This window comes from Pandoraea cepalis (assembly GCF_902459625.1).
In the GTDB taxonomy this organism is placed as follows: Bacteria; Pseudomonadota; Gammaproteobacteria; order Burkholderiales; family Burkholderiaceae; genus Pandoraea; species Pandoraea cepalis.
The window spans coordinates 1-15,800 of sequence record NZ_CABPRY010000019.1; the positions used below are offsets into that span (position 1 = coordinate 1).

The 15,800-nt window shown below is 63.7% G+C and carries 13 protein-coding genes and 2 tRNA genes; 8 read left to right on the top strand and 7 right to left on the bottom strand.

What is annotated here, in order from left to right:
• Positions 1-223: 223 nt before the first annotated feature.
• Together argA and PCE31107_RS22420 are read left to right on the top strand one after the other, a co-directional pair.
• On the top strand, positions 224-1,573 hold the full coding sequence (gene argA, locus PCE31107_RS22415; RefSeq protein WP_130025723.1) for an amino-acid N-acetyltransferase: 1,350 nt from the start codon (positions 224-226) through the stop codon (positions 1,571-1,573).
• A 177-nt stretch (positions 1,574-1,750) separates the two neighbouring features.
• Positions 1,751-2,026: an oxidative damage protection protein gene (locus tag PCE31107_RS22420; protein ID WP_017235753.1), complete on the top strand. Its 276-nt coding sequence runs from the start codon at positions 1,751-1,753 to the stop codon at positions 2,024-2,026.
• Between the two features lie 187 nt (positions 2,027-2,213).
• Here PCE31107_RS22420 and PCE31107_RS22425 read toward each other — a convergent pair whose 3' ends face one another.
• A complete protein-coding gene (locus PCE31107_RS22425; RefSeq protein WP_150610716.1) occupies positions 2,214-3,281 on the bottom strand; it encodes a serine endopeptidase in 1,068 nt (355 codons plus the stop codon).
• A gap of 15 nt (positions 3,282-3,296) precedes the next feature.
• On the bottom strand, positions 3,297-3,989 hold the full coding sequence (gene rpiA / locus PCE31107_RS22430) for a ribose-5-phosphate isomerase RpiA (RefSeq protein WP_130025721.1): 693 nt from the start codon (positions 3,987-3,989) through the stop codon (positions 3,297-3,299).
• Positions 3,990-4,116: 127 nt separating this feature from the next.
• On the opposite strand from rpiA, the gene tal reads away from it, so the two are divergent.
• Positions 4,117-5,067, top strand: a complete 951-nt coding sequence (tal, locus tag PCE31107_RS22435; RefSeq protein ID WP_150610717.1) for a transaldolase — start codon at positions 4,117-4,119, stop codon at positions 5,065-5,067.
• A 220-nt stretch (positions 5,068-5,287) separates the two neighbouring features.
• Here the strand turns inward: tal and rlmB are convergent, their stop codons facing one another.
• The gene (rlmB, locus tag PCE31107_RS22440) at positions 5,288-6,061 is read right to left on the bottom strand and encodes a 23S rRNA (guanosine(2251)-2'-O)-methyltransferase RlmB (protein WP_130025719.1); all 774 of its coding nucleotides are present in this window, start codon (positions 6,059-6,061) and stop codon (positions 5,288-5,290) included.
• 181 nt (positions 6,062-6,242) lie between these two features.
• A complete protein-coding gene (gene rnr, locus PCE31107_RS22445; RefSeq protein WP_246181943.1) occupies positions 6,243-8,807 on the bottom strand; it encodes a ribonuclease R in 2,565 nt (854 codons plus the stop codon).
• 280 nt (positions 8,808-9,087) lie between these two features.
• On the opposite strand from rnr, the gene PCE31107_RS22450 reads away from it, so the two are divergent.
• The 4 genes from PCE31107_RS22450 (at position 9,088) to PCE31107_RS22465 (ending at position 11,464) form a co-directional block, all read left to right on the top strand.
• A tRNA-Leu gene (locus tag PCE31107_RS22450) sits at positions 9,088-9,172 on the top strand.
• 367 nt (positions 9,173-9,539) lie between these two features.
• Positions 9,540-10,454, top strand: coding sequence for a LysR family transcriptional regulator (locus PCE31107_RS22455; protein ID WP_150610718.1), 915 nt, complete (start codon positions 9,540-9,542; stop codon positions 10,452-10,454).
• Between the two features lie 134 nt (positions 10,455-10,588).
• A tRNA-Leu gene (locus PCE31107_RS22460) sits at positions 10,589-10,673 on the top strand.
• Between the two features lie 71 nt (positions 10,674-10,744).
• Positions 10,745-11,464 (top strand): pseudouridine synthase, encoded by a 720-nt coding sequence (locus tag PCE31107_RS22465; RefSeq protein WP_150610719.1) that lies wholly within the window; start codon positions 10,745-10,747, stop codon positions 11,462-11,464.
• 173 nt (positions 11,465-11,637) lie between these two features.
• Here PCE31107_RS22465 and PCE31107_RS22470 read toward each other — a convergent pair whose 3' ends face one another.
• The 3 genes from PCE31107_RS22470 to PCE31107_RS22480 form a co-directional block, all read right to left on the bottom strand.
• Entirely contained in the window at positions 11,638-12,510 is an 873-nt protein-coding gene (locus PCE31107_RS22470) for a 23S rRNA (adenine(2030)-N(6))-methyltransferase RlmJ (RefSeq protein WP_130025716.1), read from the bottom strand.
• Positions 12,510-13,172 carry a DNA-3-methyladenine glycosylase I gene (locus tag PCE31107_RS22475; RefSeq protein WP_150610720.1) on the bottom strand — a complete coding sequence of 221 codons (663 nt, stop codon included), beginning with the start codon at positions 13,170-13,172 and terminating at the stop codon, positions 12,510-12,512. The genes PCE31107_RS22470 and PCE31107_RS22475 overlap by 1 nt, the downstream gene beginning before the upstream one ends.
• A gap of 212 nt (positions 13,173-13,384) precedes the next feature.
• Positions 13,385-14,245 (bottom strand): fumarylacetoacetate hydrolase family protein, encoded by an 861-nt coding sequence (locus PCE31107_RS22480; RefSeq protein ID WP_150610721.1) that lies wholly within the window; start codon positions 14,243-14,245, stop codon positions 13,385-13,387.
• A 412-nt stretch (positions 14,246-14,657) separates the two neighbouring features.
• Here PCE31107_RS22480 and PCE31107_RS22485 point away from each other — a divergent pair, with 412 nt between their 5' ends.
• Positions 14,658-15,740: a calcium:cation antiporter gene (locus PCE31107_RS22485; protein ID WP_150610722.1), complete on the top strand. Its 1,083-nt coding sequence runs from the start codon at positions 14,658-14,660 to the stop codon at positions 15,738-15,740.
• Positions 15,741-15,800 lie beyond the last annotated feature (60 nt).

Here is a 15,800-nt window from a genome sequence, read left to right on the forward strand (position 1 = left end):
GTCGTGCGTCGCCCCGCTGCCGGGTTCGGGCCGCCGGCCTGCCCCGTGCTCGCGGGTTTGGGCGGCCTGGCGGGCTTTGGGGTCGACGCGGAGACCGTGGGTTGGGCGCGCGTATGCCCCGGAGCCATCACTTTCGGCTTCGGGGGCGGAGATTGTCGATTTCGTTCATCACTTGCCATGGGCGCGCATTATATAATCTGCGGATGTTTGCGCACGTACACTCATGCTGACCGAACCCGACCCCGCCCTACAAGACGAAGAGACCGCCCACCAAGCCCAGTTCGTGGACTGGCTGCGATCGGTCGCCCCTTATATCCATGCGTTCCGCGACAAGACCTTCGTGGTCGCCTTTGGTGGCGAACTCGTCGCGGCCGGCGGGCTCGACACCCTGATTCAGGATGTCGCGCTGCTGTGCGCGATGGGCATGCATATCGTGCTGGTGCACGGTTCGCGACCGCAGGTCGAGGAGCAGATGCGCCTGCGACATATCGAGTCGCACTTCGCCCAGCAGTTGCGCATTACCGACGCGGCCGCGCTTGAAGCGGTGAAGGAAGCGGCCGGGGAACTGCGGCTGGACATCGAAGCGTCGATCAGCCAGGGGCTGCCGAACACGCCAATGGGTAATGCGCGCATCAGCGTCGTGTCGGGCAACTTCGTCACGGGGCGCCCGGTGGGCATCGTGGACGGCGTGGATTTTCAGCACACCGGCGTGGTTCGCAAGGTCGATGCCGAGTCGATTCGCCTGTCGCTGGCGAGCGGCAAGATCGTGCTGCTCTCCCCGCTGGGCTTCTCGCCGACCGGTCAGTCGTTCAATCTGACGATGGAAGATGTGGCGTCGTCGGCGGCCATCGCGCTGCGCGCCGACAAGCTGATTTTCATCACGGAAACGCCCGGCGTGATGAACGAGTACAACGAGTTGCAGCACGAACTCACGCTCGAAGACGCCCAGCGCCTGCAGTCGCAGGGCACGCTCGATCGCGATTCGGCGTTCTATCTCAAGTACGCGACGCGCGCCTGTCGGGCGGGTGTCGGCCGTGCTCACATCGTGCCCTTCGCGCTCGACGGCAGCATGCTGCTGGAGCTTTTCTCGCACGATGGCGTGGGTACCATGATCTCGTACGAGAACCTGGAGAGCCTACGCGAAGCAACGATCGACGACGTCGGCGGCATCCTGCAACTCATCGAACCGCTCGAGGCCGACGGTACGCTGGTGCGTCGCGGTCGCAATCAGCTGGAGCGCGACATCGATCATTTCTCGGTCATCGAGCACGATGGACGCTTGTTTGGCTGCGCGGCGCTCTATTCGTATCCGATGGAACGCATCGGTGAGATGGCCTGCCTGACCGTCGACCCGGAAGCTCAAGGCTCCGGAGACGGCGAACGCCTGCTCAAACACATCGAGCAACGCGCCCGTGCCCGCGGTCTGGATCGCCTGTTCGTCCTCACCACGCGCACCGAGCACTGGTTCCTCAAGCGAGGCTTCGTCAAGGCCGGCGTCGACGATCTGCCCGCTGACCGCCGCCGCCTGTATAACTGGCAGCGCCGCTCGCTGGTGCTCATCAAGAAGCTGTAACGAAGGTCAGGCAGGCGGCGCACGCCCAAGGCTCCCCCTTGTGTCTCCCGCCCCTGCCCCCATCTACCGCTCTCGGCCGCAGCGCTCTTTTTCGTCGCATTTCGATTCCCCCCAAGGGGCTCGAATCAAGCGCCCAACATTCATTCACGCCCCAACAAGTTCACGAAGGAGTTCCCCATGGCTCGCATGATTCAATGCGTCAAACTCGGCAAAGAAGCCGAAGGTCTCGATTTCCCCCCCATGCCCGGCGAACTTGGCAAACGCCTCTGGGAAAGCGTCTCGAAAGAAGCCTGGGCCGGCTGGCTCAAGCAACAAACCATGCTGATCAATGAAAATCGCCTGAATATGGCCGATCCGCGCGCCCGCCAATACCTCGTCAAGCAAACCGAAAAGTATTTCTTCGGGGACGGCGCCGATGTCGCTCAAGGCTATGTGCCGCCGCCCTCTGAGTAAACACCTCCCCCCTGACGGATCGGGGCCCCTTTCCGCCTCTCAGACATAAACCCAACTCGCTGCAGAAAGGGGCCCCAATCCGTCCCCGCATACGTCCCATGGCGCAATGCCACGGGCGTCGTAAGACAGGCATGCGATCCGGTCGCATGCCTGTTTTCTTTCGATAGGGATCCGCTGGATGCGATGGTCAAGCGAGCGTTGTGCCACCCACGGCCGACTTGCCGGTCGAACCCGCTCCGCAATGGTGGCAGAAATGCGCGAACGCGTTTTTGCGCGCGTCGCACACACCGCAATGGTCGAATAGGCAAATGCCACAGTGCACGCAGTAGTCGCGATTCGGATCGTCCAGTTTCACCGGACGCTCACACCCCGGACACACCGACTTCGCCAACCGCGCCTGCGCCAAATCGTACGACAACGTCTTGCGACGTTCCTCGTCCGGCAACTGCTCCTCCGCCCTCTGCCTCGCCAGGTATCGCTGCAACGACACGATGGCGTAGCGTCCGATCATCACCGTGAGCACGATGCCCACCAGATACCGCACATACCCACCATAGTCCGGCAAGTACGGCACCAGCTCTACGAAGAACGCAAACAGCGCGAAGAAGATGAAGCCCCACACGAATGGCCACCACGTGCTCTTGCGCTGACGCACAAAGAGCCATCCCGCCACCACCAGTAATGGCAGCGTGAGCGCGAGCCGAATGCCGAATACTTTCAAATCCTGCGCACGCTGGATCGCCGCAAGCTTTTCTCCCGCCGCCGTGTTCAGCGCATAACGCGCCGTGCGCGCCGACTGCACCGCGCGCTGGGCATCCAGCTGTTTTGCCTCGAGGGCATCGACTTGCGTCTGGACGTCGCGCTGCGCCGCCTTCAAGGCATCGAGCGCCTGCGTGCGCGCAACGAGTTCCGTATCCTGACTGGCCTGCGCCGTCGCCGTACGCGTGGCCACCCAATCGTTGAACGACTCTCGCGCACTGCGATACGCCGTGCTCCGCGCCTTGAGCTGCAAACGCGCCGTCTCCAACCGGCTCTCGACATCTTCGAGCTGTGTCTGCGCCTGCTTGATGGCGGCGTCGGCACTGGCCGCCTGCCCGCGATCGACGAACGAGTCGAGCGTCGGTGCGGGCGCTACGCCCGGCAATTTGTCGACGACGAGCCCGCCCAGGCCAATGAGGAACGCCGCAAACAACACGGCGATCAGCCATAGGCCACGGCGGAACCAGGTTTCGGGAAGACGACGCGATCCAGCCATCCTGCCCTCCCGGGATCAGTTGTGGTAGTCGAGCGTGCGCACGCCTTGCGGCGTACCCATGAGCGTGATGTCCGCGCCCCGCTGTGCGAAGAGCCCCACGGTCACGACGCCCGGGATCTGGTTGACCTGCGTCTCGAACGCCACCGGGTCGAGGATCTGCAGGCCATGGACGTCGAGAATCGCGCACCCATTGTCGGTCATGTACGGGCTGCCGTCGGCACGCACGCGCGCCTGCGGCTTGCCGCCAAGTGCCGTCAGCGCACGAGCAACGCTCGCCTGTGCCATCGGGATCACTTCCACCGGCAACGGGAAGACGCCAAGCACGGCAACTTCCTTGGACGCGTCGACGACGCACACGAACTCCTTCGCCACCGAGGCGACGATCTTCTCGCGCGTAAGCGCCCCGCCGCCGCCTTTGATCATGTGGCCAAGCGCGTTGATCTCGTCGGCCCCGTCGACGTAGACCGGCAGGCTGTCGATCTGGTTGAGGTCGAAGACTTCGATGCCATGGTTGCGCAGACGCTCGGTACTGGCCTCGGAACTGGAGACGGCACCGCGATAGCGGCCCTTGTGGGCTGCGAGCGCATCGATGAAGCAGTTCGCGGTGGACCCGGTGCCCACGCCGATCACGCTGCCCTCGGGCACGTGCTGGTTCACATAGTCGGCGGCGGCCTGGCCGACCAAGCGCTTGAGTTCGTCCTGGGTCATGGGGATTTCCGGCAAAGTTTGGTAAAGTCGGAAGTTTACCGGAGTCAGGCGGGCCGCGCCGTTTTTCATCGCCCGGTCGCATCCCGGACTTCATGTCACGCAGTGCATTTCTCGCAAGGCCGCTCTCATGAATCAGCTCGACCAGCTCAAACGCCATACGATCGTTGTCGCCGACACCGGCGACTTCCAGGCGATGGACGCCTACAAGCCGCAAGACGCCACGACCAACCCGTCGCTGATTCTCGGTGCCGTCCAGAAGGACGCCTACCGCCCGATGCTCACCCGCATCGTCAGTGAACACCGCGCGGAATCCACCGCGGAGATCATCGACCGTCTGCTGATTGCCTTCGGGCAGGAGATTCTGGACATCGTGCCGGGTCGCGTGTCGACGGAAGTGGACGCGCGACTGTCGTTCGATACGGCCGGCACGGTAGTCCGTGCGCGCAAGCTCATCGCCATGTACGAGGCGCAAGGCATCGAGCGCGACCGCGTGCTCATCAAGATTGCCTCGACGTGGGAAGGCATTCGTGCGGCCGAGATTCTCGAGCGCGATGGGATTCGCTGCAACATGACGCTGCTGTTTTCGCTGGTGCAAGCGGCGGCCTGCGCCGAGGCTGGCGCCCGGCTGATTTCGCCGTTTGTCGGCCGGATCTACGATTGGTACAAGAAGTCGGCGAGTGCGAACTGGGTCGAGGCGGACAACGCGGGAGAGAACGATCCGGGCGTGCGCTCGGTGGCCGCCATCTATCGCTACTACAAGCACTTCGGCCATGACACGGAAGTCATGGGTGCGAGCTTCCGCTCGACCGGGCAGATCCTGGCATTGGCAGGCTGCGATCTGCTGACGATCAGCCCCGCCCTGCTCGAACAACTCCGCACGACACAGAGCGAAGTCCCTCGACGGCTCGACGCGAAGGACGCCCGCGCTGCGAGCATCGATCGCGTGAAAACGGATGAGCCGTCGTTCCGCTTCGCCCTCAACGACGATGCCATGGCCACCGAAAAGCTCGCGGAAGGGATTCGCGCATTTGCCGCCGATGCGATCAAGCTCGAAGCGTTGATCGACGCGGCGCGCTAAGCGCACGCGCGACGGTGATGCCCGGCGACCTCGCGCGCCTGGCATCACGCCCTGAACTTGACGCGCTGAACTTTACGCCCTGGGCCGCAGTCCTCGACCTCGCGTCCTGAACTTCACGTCCTCGGCCGCATGTCCTGAGCCCCACGCGCTAGACCGCGTGTCCCAAAATTCGCGTCCTGAACTTCACGTCCCGGACTTGGCGGTCGTTACGGCACGTCCCTTACTTTGCGCCCTTGGCCGCGACTGCGCGCTGGCGGACCGCTTCGTACAGGCAGACGGCACTTGCGACCGAGACATTCAGGCTTTCGCAGCCACCGGCCATCGGAATGCTCATCAATTCGTCGCAGTGCTCGCGCACCAGACGTCGCATGCCCTCGCCCTCGGCGCCCATGACAATCGCCATCGGCCCGGTGAGCTTGGTGCCGTAGATGTCGTTGGGTGCGTCGTCGGAGGTGCCGACCACCCAGATGCCGCGCTCCTGCAATTCACGCAGCGTACGCGAGAGATTCGTCACCATGATGTACGGCACGGTTTCCGCCGCACCGCTGGCCACCTTGGCGGCGGTCGCGTTCAGGCCGACGGCGCGGTCTTTCGGCGCGATCACCGCATGCGCCCCGGCCCCGTCCGCGACGCGCAGGCACGCGCCGAGGTTGTGCGGGTCGGTCACGCCGTCGAGCACGAGCAGCAGCGGCGGCCCGGAGATGCCGTCGAGCAATTCGTCGAGGTTCAGCGCCAGCGACACTTCCTGGGCACGCGCGACCACGCCTTGGTGGCGCGACGAACCGGCCATGCCGTCCAGGCGCTTTCCGTCGGCCTGAATGACCTTGATCTTCACGCCCGGGGCGCCCTTGAGCGACTCCACGTGCTTCAGGAAGTCGGTCATGCGGCGATCGCGCCGGCTCGGATCGTAGTAAATCTCTTCGACGCTACCGGCATCGTGGCGCAGACGCGCCGTGACGGCATGGAAGCCGAACAGCAATTTCAATTGACTCATTTCACATCCTCAAAATAGCGTGCGCCCGCACGGCCGCCGACAACAGGCGCCGCACAAAGCACGACGGCGGCGGAGCCCGCATGGGCCACCGCCGCCGCAATCCATCGCGGACCCCCCGTTGCCAGTCACCGCCGGCACAAGGCGCCCATCTTACTGCAAACCCTCCGCCGCACTGCGCGAATCAACGACGCGGCTTCTTCGCCGGACCTCCCGAACGCTTGGCCGGCGCCTTGCCGCCACCGGGCTTGGCGGGCGAGGTCGCCCCTCGCTCCCCCCTCGCGGCATTCACTTTCACCGACTTCGGCTTGGCGGGATGCTTGCCTGCCGGGGCCAGTTGCACGCCGTTGAGCAGCGCACCACCCTTGGGCATCTGGCGAATGCCCGGCCGGGCAGCGACGGAACCCGCCGAACCGGCCAGTCCGGGCGCACCGGCGGCGGGGGCCGGCACCGGTGCGCCGCCGCGCTCGGTGCGACCCGACGTTTTCGCCAGCGTGCGCGCGTTGACTTCGCGTACGAGACGGAAGTCGATCTTGCGCGCGTCCAGGTCGACACGGCTCACCTGCACGCGCACGCGGTCGGTCAGTCGATAGCGGATGCCGGTGCGCTCGCCGCGCAGTTCGTGGCGGACTTCGTCGAACTGGAAGTAATCGCTGCCCAGCTCCGTGACGTGCACGAGGCCTTCGATAAAGAGATCGTCGAGCTGCACGAAGATGCCGAACGAGGTGACGGCGCTGACCGTGCCGCCGTATTCCTCGCCGAGCTTGTCGCGCATGAAATAGCACTTGAGCCACGCTTCGACGTCGCGCGAGGCTTCGTCGGCGCGACGCTCATTCGCCGAGCAATGCAGGCCCAGCTCGTCCCAGATGGCATCGTGCTTCTTGGTGCCCGCGGCCTTCTTGGCTTTCCCGGCGGCGGAGTCGTCGGCCTTCTGAAGCTTGCGCGCGTGCGGCGAGAGGCCGGTCGTCATTTCCACACCCGCCGGGACTTCGGGCTCGTACTTCTTGCCCGCCAGAATCGCCTTGATGGCACGGTGCGTGAGCAGGTCCGGGTAGCGGCGAATCGGGCTGGTGAAGTGCGCGTAGGCGGGATACGCCAGTCCGAAGTGGCCGATGTTGTCCGGACTGTAGACGGCTTGCTGCATCGAGCGCAGGAGCATCGTCTGGAGCATGGGTGCGTCGGGGCGCGACTCGATCTGCGTCATCAGGTCCGCGTAATCGGACGTCGCAGGCTCGTCGCCACCGCCGAGCGACAGCCCGAGCGTCTTGAGGAACGTGCGCAGCACCTGGAGTCGTTCGCCCGACGGACCGGCGTGAATCCGGTACAGGCCCGCCTGCTTGTGACGCTTGAGGAGGTCGGCGGCGCACACGTTGGCCGTGAGCATGCATTCCTCGATGAGACGGTGAGCATCGTTGCGCGTGCGCGGCAGGATCTGTTCGATCTTGCCTTGCGCGTTGCAGACGATGTACGTCTCGGTCGAATCGAATTCAATGGCGCCACGCGTCTTGCGCGCTTTCGCGAGCACTTTGTACAGCTCGTACAGGTTCTGCAGATGCGGCAGCAGCGCGGCGCGGCGTTGGGCTTCGGGGCCTTTGGTGTTGCCGAGAACGGCGGCCACTTCGGTGTAGGTCAGGCGTGCGGCCGAGTGGATCACGGCCGGATAGAACTGATAGGCCTTGACTTCGCCGTTCGGGGCGACGAGGGCGTCACACACGAGAACACAGCGATCCACGTCGGGATTGAGCGAGCACAAGCCGTTCGAGAGCTTTTCCGGCAGCATCGGAATGACGCGTCGCGGGAAGTAGACCGATGTGCTGCGCGTCAGGGCGTCCGCGTCGAGGGGGCCGCCGGGGGTCACGTAATGCGAGACGTCGGCAATGGCGACGATCAGGCGGAAGCCATCGCTGCGGCCGACCTTGGCCGGCTCGCAGTACACGGCATCGTCGAAGTCGCGCGCATCTTCTCCGTCGATGGTGACGAGCGGCACATCGCGCAGATCGATGCGGTGACGCAGATCAGGCGCACGCACTTCATCGGGCAGCGCCCCGGCAGCGGCGAGCGCTTCGGCGGAGAACTGGTGGGGCACGCCGTACTTGCGCACGGCGATTTCGATTTCCATGCCGGGGTCGTCGATGTCGCCAAGGACTTCCGAGACGCGGCCGATGGGCTGGCTATAGCGGCTGGGGTAATCGGTGAGTTCGACGGACACGACCTGACCGACCTTGGCCTTGCCCTGGGCGCGCGGCGGGATCAGGATGTCATGGCCGATGCGCTTGTCTTCCGGGGCGACGACCATCACGCCATTTTCGTTGAGCAGGCGACCGATAACGTGCGTGTTGGCACGGCTCACCACTTCAACGATATGCCCTTCCGGACGTCCCCGGCGATCGTAGCCGGCAACGCGCAGAAGGACGCGGTCGTTGTGCATGACCTTCTTCATTTCTTCGCTGGGAAGGAAGAGGTCGTCGCCGCCCTCGTCGCGCACGGCGAAACCGTAGCCGTCGCGGTGACCGATGACACGGCCGGCGATGAAGTTCGAGGGGTGGGTCAGTTGATAATAGCCGCGGCGGTCGAGGCGAATCTGGTCATCGCGCTCCATGGCGGCGAGGCGCTTGAAGAAGCCTTCGCGCTCCTGCTTTTTGATCGCCAGGGCTTCGGCGATATCGTTGGCGGACAGCGCGGCATCGGCGGTGCGCAGGACACCGAGGATTTCTTCGCGGCTCGGAATCGGATAGGGATATTTGCTCAAAGGTCGGTAGCGTTGCTGTGCCGGTTGAGTCCGGCCGAGGGGCACATCTGGCGCCCGACGGTCCGTGGTGTTGTGCGTTGCGCGAAAACGCGGGGTCGCACAGTCAGGGACAATCATACGGCAAACCTCGCGAAAACTGCCACCTATGCGGAATTTGAGCGTGGGCTTGCAGGCGGGTGAGAAAAAAGAAAAATTATTCCGCCCAAGTGTTGACAGTGCCGCACGGCATACGCATAATCTCACTTCTTCGCGGCGAGCAAGCAGTCAGCAAGCCGGCGAGGCCCAGATGGCGGAATTGGTAGACGCACTAGTTTCAGGTACTAGCGGGTAACACCGTGGAGGTTCGAGTCCTCTTCTGGGCACCAAAAATTTAAGAAAGCCGATGATCGAAAGATCATCGGCTTTTTTCATGCGCGCTCGTCCAACATCCGCCCTCCCCGGCCGCCGACGCCGATAGCGGCATGCCGTCGCACCGTCGGTCCAGCGCACTGCCAAGCATCGCCCCCGATCATCAAAAGACCAAACCCGACGCGAGTCATCCGCATGAGCGATCCGCAAAGCGTGTCGCGCGCGTGTCACGCCACTCACGGCCAATGTCCAGAATCAGAGCAAAATCGGTAGAATTTGCCTCATAAAAAATTGAATATTGCTCAACGGCCACCTAACGGGTTGGGCGTTCCGCGCGTGTAGCGCGCATTCGATTTCGGTTGCTAGATACTTGTTGGGAATGACATGCCTGCCTTCACTCGCGGTGAGCTTGCCGATTTGAACGTCTTTGTCACGATCTGCCGCCGGCAGAGTTTTCGGGAGGCCGCCACCGAACTGGGGGTAACGACCTCGGCCCTGAGTCACGCGATGCGCAATCTGGAAGCGCGCCTGGGCGTGAAGTTGCTGAACCGCACAAGCCGCTCCGTGTCGCCAACGGCCGCGGGCGCCGCACTGGCGAAGGAGCTGGAACAGGGCCTCGAGCAGATTGCCTCGGCCATTGGCGCATTGGACCGCTACCGTGCGTCGCCGGCCGGGCGTTTGCGACTGAATGTGCCGCGCGATGCAGCGCGGTTGCTGCTGGATCCGATTCTGCCGCGATTCGTGGCGTTGTATCCGGACATCGAATTGGATGTCACGGTAGACGACCGGATGCTCGACATCGTGGCGGAAGGTTTCGACGCCGGGATGCGCTACGGCGATACGGTGCCGGGCGACATGATCGCAACGCCGCTCACGCCTGCGCTGAAGTGGATCGTGGTCGGGTCGCCCGCGTACCTCGCGCGGCATGGCCGACCGAAGGTGCCGCAGGATCTGATGTCGCACAATTGCATCCGGATGCGCCTGGGCGACAACACGCTCTACAAGTGGGAACTGGGCAACGGGCCAACGGCGATCGAACTGGATGTGCCGGGGGCGCTGAGCATCAACGAGAGCGACGGCGTGATTGCGGCGGCAACGGGCGGACTGGGCCTGGCCTATGTGCTGGCGCGAAACGTGTCGCAGGCACTGTCCAACGGCACGCTCGAAGCCGTGTTGACGGACTGGGCCGTCGACGGGCCGCCGCTGTCGATGTATTACCCGAGCCGACGTCAAACGCTTCCCGGATTGCGCCATTTGATCGACATGATTCGCTCGGAGCATATGGGCCACGTCGCGTAACTTGGCGACGCACCCGATCGGATAGACCGCCCCCCGACTTATCATTTTTTTGCCGCAAATCGCTTGACAGCATGTAAGTCCCTCGGCATAATCTTGCTTCTTCGTAGCGAGCAAGCAGCACGCGAGCTGACGAAGCCCAGATGGCGGAATTGGTAGACGCACTAGTTTCAGGTACTAGCGGGTAACACCGTGGAGGTTCGAGTCCTCTTCTGGGCACCAAAAATTTCAAGAAAGCCGATGATCGAAAGATCATCGGCTTTTTTCATGCACGCCCGGACGGAGATCGCATCATCGAGCTCGATCGTTTACTGCAATCGCAGGGCTTCGGCAGTCGCAAGATGTGCCGCAAACTCATTGTCACCGGTGCATTTGCCATCGACGGCGTGGTGCACGACAATCCGCGCGAGTCGTTGGACCCGCAAGGCCTGCAATTCACGCTCGACGGCGAGCCCTGGGAATATCGCGAACACGTCTACGTGCTGCTCAACAAGCCGCAAGGCTACGAGTGCTCCACGAGCCCGACGCATCACGAGGGCGTGCATTCGCTACTCCCGTTGCCGCTGGCCGTGCGCGGCGTGCAACCGGCCGGTCGCCTCGACCAGGATACGACCGGTATGCTGCTGCTCTCCGACGACGGTGCGTTCCTGCATGCCATGATGTCACCGCGTCGCCACGTGCCCAAGCGGTATGTGGCCACGACCAAGCATCCGGTCACCGACGACATGCTGCAGGCCTTGCGCGACGGCGTATTGCTGCGCGACGAAACGGAGCCTCTCGCCGCGACGGACGTCATGTGTGCCTCGTCTCACGAGATTGCCATGACCATCACGCAAGGCAAATACCATCAGGTCAAACGGATGGTCGCCGCCGCAGGCAATCGGGTGGAAGGGCTGGTCAGAATCGCGATCGGCGGTCTGCCGATGGGCAATCTCGCACTGGGCGAATGGCGCTATCTCTCGCCGGACGAACTGCTGTCGCTACCGTACGAAGTGCCTGCCTCAGGCAAATGAACGGCTTGCGCTGAAGCCTATGCAGATGCCTATGCCAGTGCTGATACTAACGCCGCAGCCGATATCGATGTCGTCACCGGCGTCATAGCCAACACCGATGTCGCAGCCGACGCCAACATTGGCGACAACGATGCGGTACGGCGGCGGTGCACTGACCCTTTCGGGTCGACATATCAGCTCTGTCTGCCTTCGAGCAGAAAATGCGCGCCCTTGTCCTGCCCGAGCGTCTTGACCAGATACGGCAAGGTCGTCTTGAGGGTGTCCTGCAGCATGTACGGCGGATTCACGATGAACATGCCGCTACCGTGCAGGCCCATGCCGCCCGGCACCGGATTGCACACGGTCAGCGCAGCATGCACCCAGTTCTTGATCGGCTGCCCATTGATCGTGAGCCGCTTCATGCGCTCCGGCAACTGCCCCGCCTCACGACGCTGCACCAGCGGATACCATACGGCATACATCCCCGTCGGAAAGCGGTCGAGCCCCTCCTGCACGGTTTGCGTTGCACGCGTGTAATCGCGCTTGTCTTCATACGACGGATCGATCAGCGTGAACGCCCGGCGCGACGCCGGCGGCAGAATCGTCTTGAGCCCCGCAAACCCGTCGGCACCAAAAATCATCGTACGACGCGCCACTTCCCGCCCTTGCGCCTCGAAGTTTTCGCGCAGCACGTCCTGTTCGGTCGGATGCATCTCGAACAACCGCAACCGATCGCGATCCCCAAGCAGTTGCAGCGCAAAGAACGGCGAGCCCGGGTAATAGCGCAGCTTGCCGTCCGGATTGAATTCGCGCACCAATGTCACGTAGTCCGCGAGCGGCGGCGGCAGATCGTCGCGCGTCCAGAGACGGCCGATACCGGTCTCGAACTCACCGGTCTTGTCGGCCCATTTGCCGTCGAGCGCGTAACCGCCTGCGCCCGCATGCGTGTCGATGTACCAGAACGCCACGTCCTTCTGGCGCATGTAATCGATGCATTCAACGGCGATAAAGTGTTTCAGTACGTCGGCGTGATTGCCGGCGTGAAAGGCGTGGCGGTAGCTGAACATTAGGCAGATCCTGATTCGTCAGGCGCGATTGTAGCCGACGACGCGCCCACACGGCGTTTCCGGGCTTGCACGCTGGCGCTTTGACTCGCCGCCAACGCCTTCGCTCTCACCGCCTTGTGACGAGGACAGGCGACCAGATGATCGTTCACCAGACCCGCCGCCTGCATGAACGAATAGCAGATCGTCGAGCCCACAAAGGTAAAACCCGCTTTCTTCAGCGCCTTGCTCATCGCATCGGAGACGGCGGTGCTCGCCGGCACCTCGCCAAGCGCTGTCCAGCGGTTCTGCAACGGTTCGCCGCCCACAAACTGCCAGACAAAGTCGCTAAATCGCGTGCCCGCGGCCTCCATCGCCAGGTAGGCCCTCGCCCCCTTGATCACGCCGGCGATCTTGAGACGGTTGCGCACGATCCCGGCATCCGCCAGCAAGCGCGCCTCGTCCTCCGGCCCGAACGCCGCAATGCGCACCGGATCGAAGTGATCGAACGCCAGCCGGTAGTTATCGCGCTTTTTAAGGATGGTGGACCATGAGAGCCCCGCCTGCGCGCCTTCGAGCATCAACAGCTCGAACAACGCGCGCGAATCGCGCAGCGGCACCCCCCACTCTTCGTCGTGATACTGACGATACTGCTCGAAGCCATCGCTCCACGGACATCGTTCCATTGGTCTCTCGATAGTTGCGTCCGCGCGCAAGTGGCGCGGACATGTGCAGACGAATGGGACAAGTGTGCCAGCAATCGCACGCGAAGCGAACCGCGCAGCCCATGCCACGCATGACTTTGCGCCGACGGACTATGCCGAGACGGAATTTTCCGGGCCGAACGCCGGACATCCGCCGGCCTGAGCGATGGACCGGAAAGCCATCCGCCACACGCTCAGTCGAGCCAGCGCGTGTCGTAGGCGTGTACTTCCTGCGTCTGCTCGCCCAGACCGTCGATGCCCAGGTGCATCACGTCGCCCGGCTTGAGGAACACCGGCGGCTTCTGGCCCAGGCCGACGCCCGGCGGCGTGCCGGTAGTCACGAGATCGCCCGGCTTGAGCGTGGCGAACTGGCTCATGTAATGCACGAGATACGCCACGCTGAAGATCATCTTCGACGTGTGGCCCGTCTGACGGCGCACCCCATTTACATCGAGCCACAGGCCCAGTTGTTGCGGATCGCGAATCTCGTCGGTCGTCACGAGCCACGGGCCGACCGGACCGAACGTGTCAAAGCCCTTGCCCTTGTCCCACGTGCCGCCGCGCTCGATCTGGAACTCGCGCTCGGAGACGTCGTTCACGAGGCAATAGCCCGCCACGTAGTCGAGCGCATTCTCGAGCGGCACATAGCGTGCCGTCTTGCCGATCACGAAGCCCAACTCGACCTCCCAATCGCCCTTGACGGCGTTCTTGGGCAGCACCACGGGGTCGTTCGGGCCGTTCAGGCAGTTCTCCCACTTGGTGAAGAGCACCGGCTCGGACGGCGCGTCCAAACCCGCTTCCGCCGCGTGGTCGCTGTAGTTCAGACCGACGGCCAGGAACTTGCCCAACCCCGAGAACGGCACCCCCAGACGCCCCGGCGCGCTCACCACCGGCAACGCCGCCGGATCCAGTGCACGCAATGCCGCCAGCCCCTGCGGGCTCAACGTCTCGGGCGTAATGTCGGCCAGCACGCCGGAGAGGTCTCGCACATTGCCGTCGCCATCGAGCAGCCCCGGCTTTTCCTGACCCTTGGGGCCGAAACGCAGCAGTTTCAAAACAGTTCTCCTTGTGTCGCGATAGAAGTGAGCAACAGGGTTACCCGTCGATGGCTCAGTGGAAAGAGGAATGCACGAGACACTACGCCGGTCGCCCCCAACGCGTCAATGGCGGCGCGGCCGTCAAAGCGACGGCGCTCGGAATCGTTGTTCGCGCCATCGATTTCCTCGGCGGACTCGAACGCAGCGTCAACGGCGTGGTCGCGGAAGATCGTTTGTCCATGGGCCTCTCGACAGATCGGTATGGCCCGGTTCACGGTGCGGCGTATCAAGGGCTTCTGTTGTCGGGGTGTCACTTTTCTGAGACCATGACTCGCCGCCTCGACATGCTCACGGAGGCAAGGTTCTCGCCATTGCTGGATCTGCTGTGCCTCGCGCCCTGTCCGTTCCCCGAACTCTGGAGTCTCCGACGATGTCCTCCTCAAAGACCGCCATGCTGGGCCACTGGACCATGTACATGCCGATTGTGGCCCTTGTCGTGCTCGGCCTCGCCGGTTGGCTGCCCTATGGCGCCTCGCTGGTGGTGTGTGCCGCCGCTTTGGCCGGCGCCGTATTCTCCGCCGTGCATCACGCCGAAACGGTCGCCCACAAGGTTGGCGAGCCGTTCGGCACCCTGGTGCTGGCCGTGGCTGTCACCATCATCGAAGTGGCCCTGATCGTCTCGGTGATGCTCTCGGGAGGACCGGACAAGGCGGGATTGGCCCGCGACACGGTGTTCGCGGCCATCATGATCGTCTCGACCGGGATCGTCGGGCTGTGCTTGCTCTTCGGCGGGGTGCGCCATCACACGCAGGGCTTTCACGTTGAAGGCGCGAGCGCCGCGCTCGCGGTGCTGTGCGCGCTGTCGGTGCTCACACTGGTGCTTCCGAACTATACGAGCTCGGTACTGGGCCCGGGACTCACGGCGTCGCAACTGGCCTTTGAGGGCATGATTTCGTTGGTGCTTTATATGGTGTTCGTATTCGTGCAGACGGTGAGCCATCGCGATTACTTCCTGGCCAAAGCGCCGAGTGAGGAAGTGCATGTGGCACCGCCGTCGCGCCGCACGGCCGTGCTGAGCCTGGGGCTGCTGGTCGTGGCGTTGCTGGCCGTGGTCGGCCTGGCGAAAAAGCTCTCGCCCGCCGTCGAACAAGCGGTCGCCGAGGCCGGCGCGCCGAAAGCGGTCGTCGGTATTGTGATTGCCGCGCTGGTATTGTTGCCGGAAGGACTGGCGGCCTTGCGCGCCGCACGTGCGAACAAGCTGCAGACGAGCCTGAATCTGGCGCTCGGCTCAGCGCTGGCGAGCATCGGGCTGACGATCCCGACCGTGGCGACAGTCTCGCTGGTGCTCAATCAGCACATCGAATTGGGGCTTGCGCCGAAGGAGACCGTGCTGCTTGCCGTGACGCTGCTCGTTGGCGTGATCACGCTCGGCACGGGACGCACGACCGTGCTGCAAGGCGCCGTCCATCTGGTACTGTTCGCCGCCTTCCTGTTCCTGGCGATCGTTCCTTGACCGGCACGCGGGCCGACACGACCGCCTGATGCGTTCAGTTGACGCGTTCGATTCTCGAGC

Bases quoted from the DNA above. Each gene is read 5' to 3' on its own strand.
- argA (WP_130025723.1), top strand. From the start codon at position 224: ATGCTGACCGAACCCGACCCCGCCCTACAAGACGAAGAGACCGCCCAC.
- PCE31107_RS22420 (WP_017235753.1), top strand. From the start codon at position 1,751: ATGGCTCGCATGATTCAATGCGTCAAACTCGGCAAAGAAGCCGAAGGT.
- PCE31107_RS22425 (WP_150610716.1), bottom strand. From the start codon at position 3,281: ATGGCTGGATCGCGTCGTCTTCCCGAAACCTGGTTCCGCCGTGGCCTA.
- rpiA (WP_130025721.1), bottom strand. From the start codon at position 3,989: ATGACCCAGGACGAACTCAAGCGCTTGGTCGGCCAGGCCGCCGCCGAC.
- tal (WP_150610717.1), top strand. From the start codon at position 4,117: ATGAATCAGCTCGACCAGCTCAAACGCCATACGATCGTTGTCGCCGAC.
- rlmB (WP_130025719.1), bottom strand. From the start codon at position 6,061: ATGAGTCAATTGAAATTGCTGTTCGGCTTCCATGCCGTCACGGCGCGT.
- PCE31107_RS22455 (WP_150610718.1), top strand. From the start codon at position 9,540: ATGCCTGCCTTCACTCGCGGTGAGCTTGCCGATTTGAACGTCTTTGTC.
- PCE31107_RS22470 (WP_130025716.1), bottom strand. From the start codon at position 12,510: ATGTTCAGCTACCGCCACGCCTTTCACGCCGGCAATCACGCCGACGTA.
- PCE31107_RS22475 (WP_150610720.1), bottom strand. From the start codon at position 13,172: ATGGAACGATGTCCGTGGAGCGATGGCTTCGAGCAGTATCGTCAGTAT.
- PCE31107_RS22485 (WP_150610722.1), top strand. From the start codon at position 14,658: ATGTCCTCCTCAAAGACCGCCATGCTGGGCCACTGGACCATGTACATG.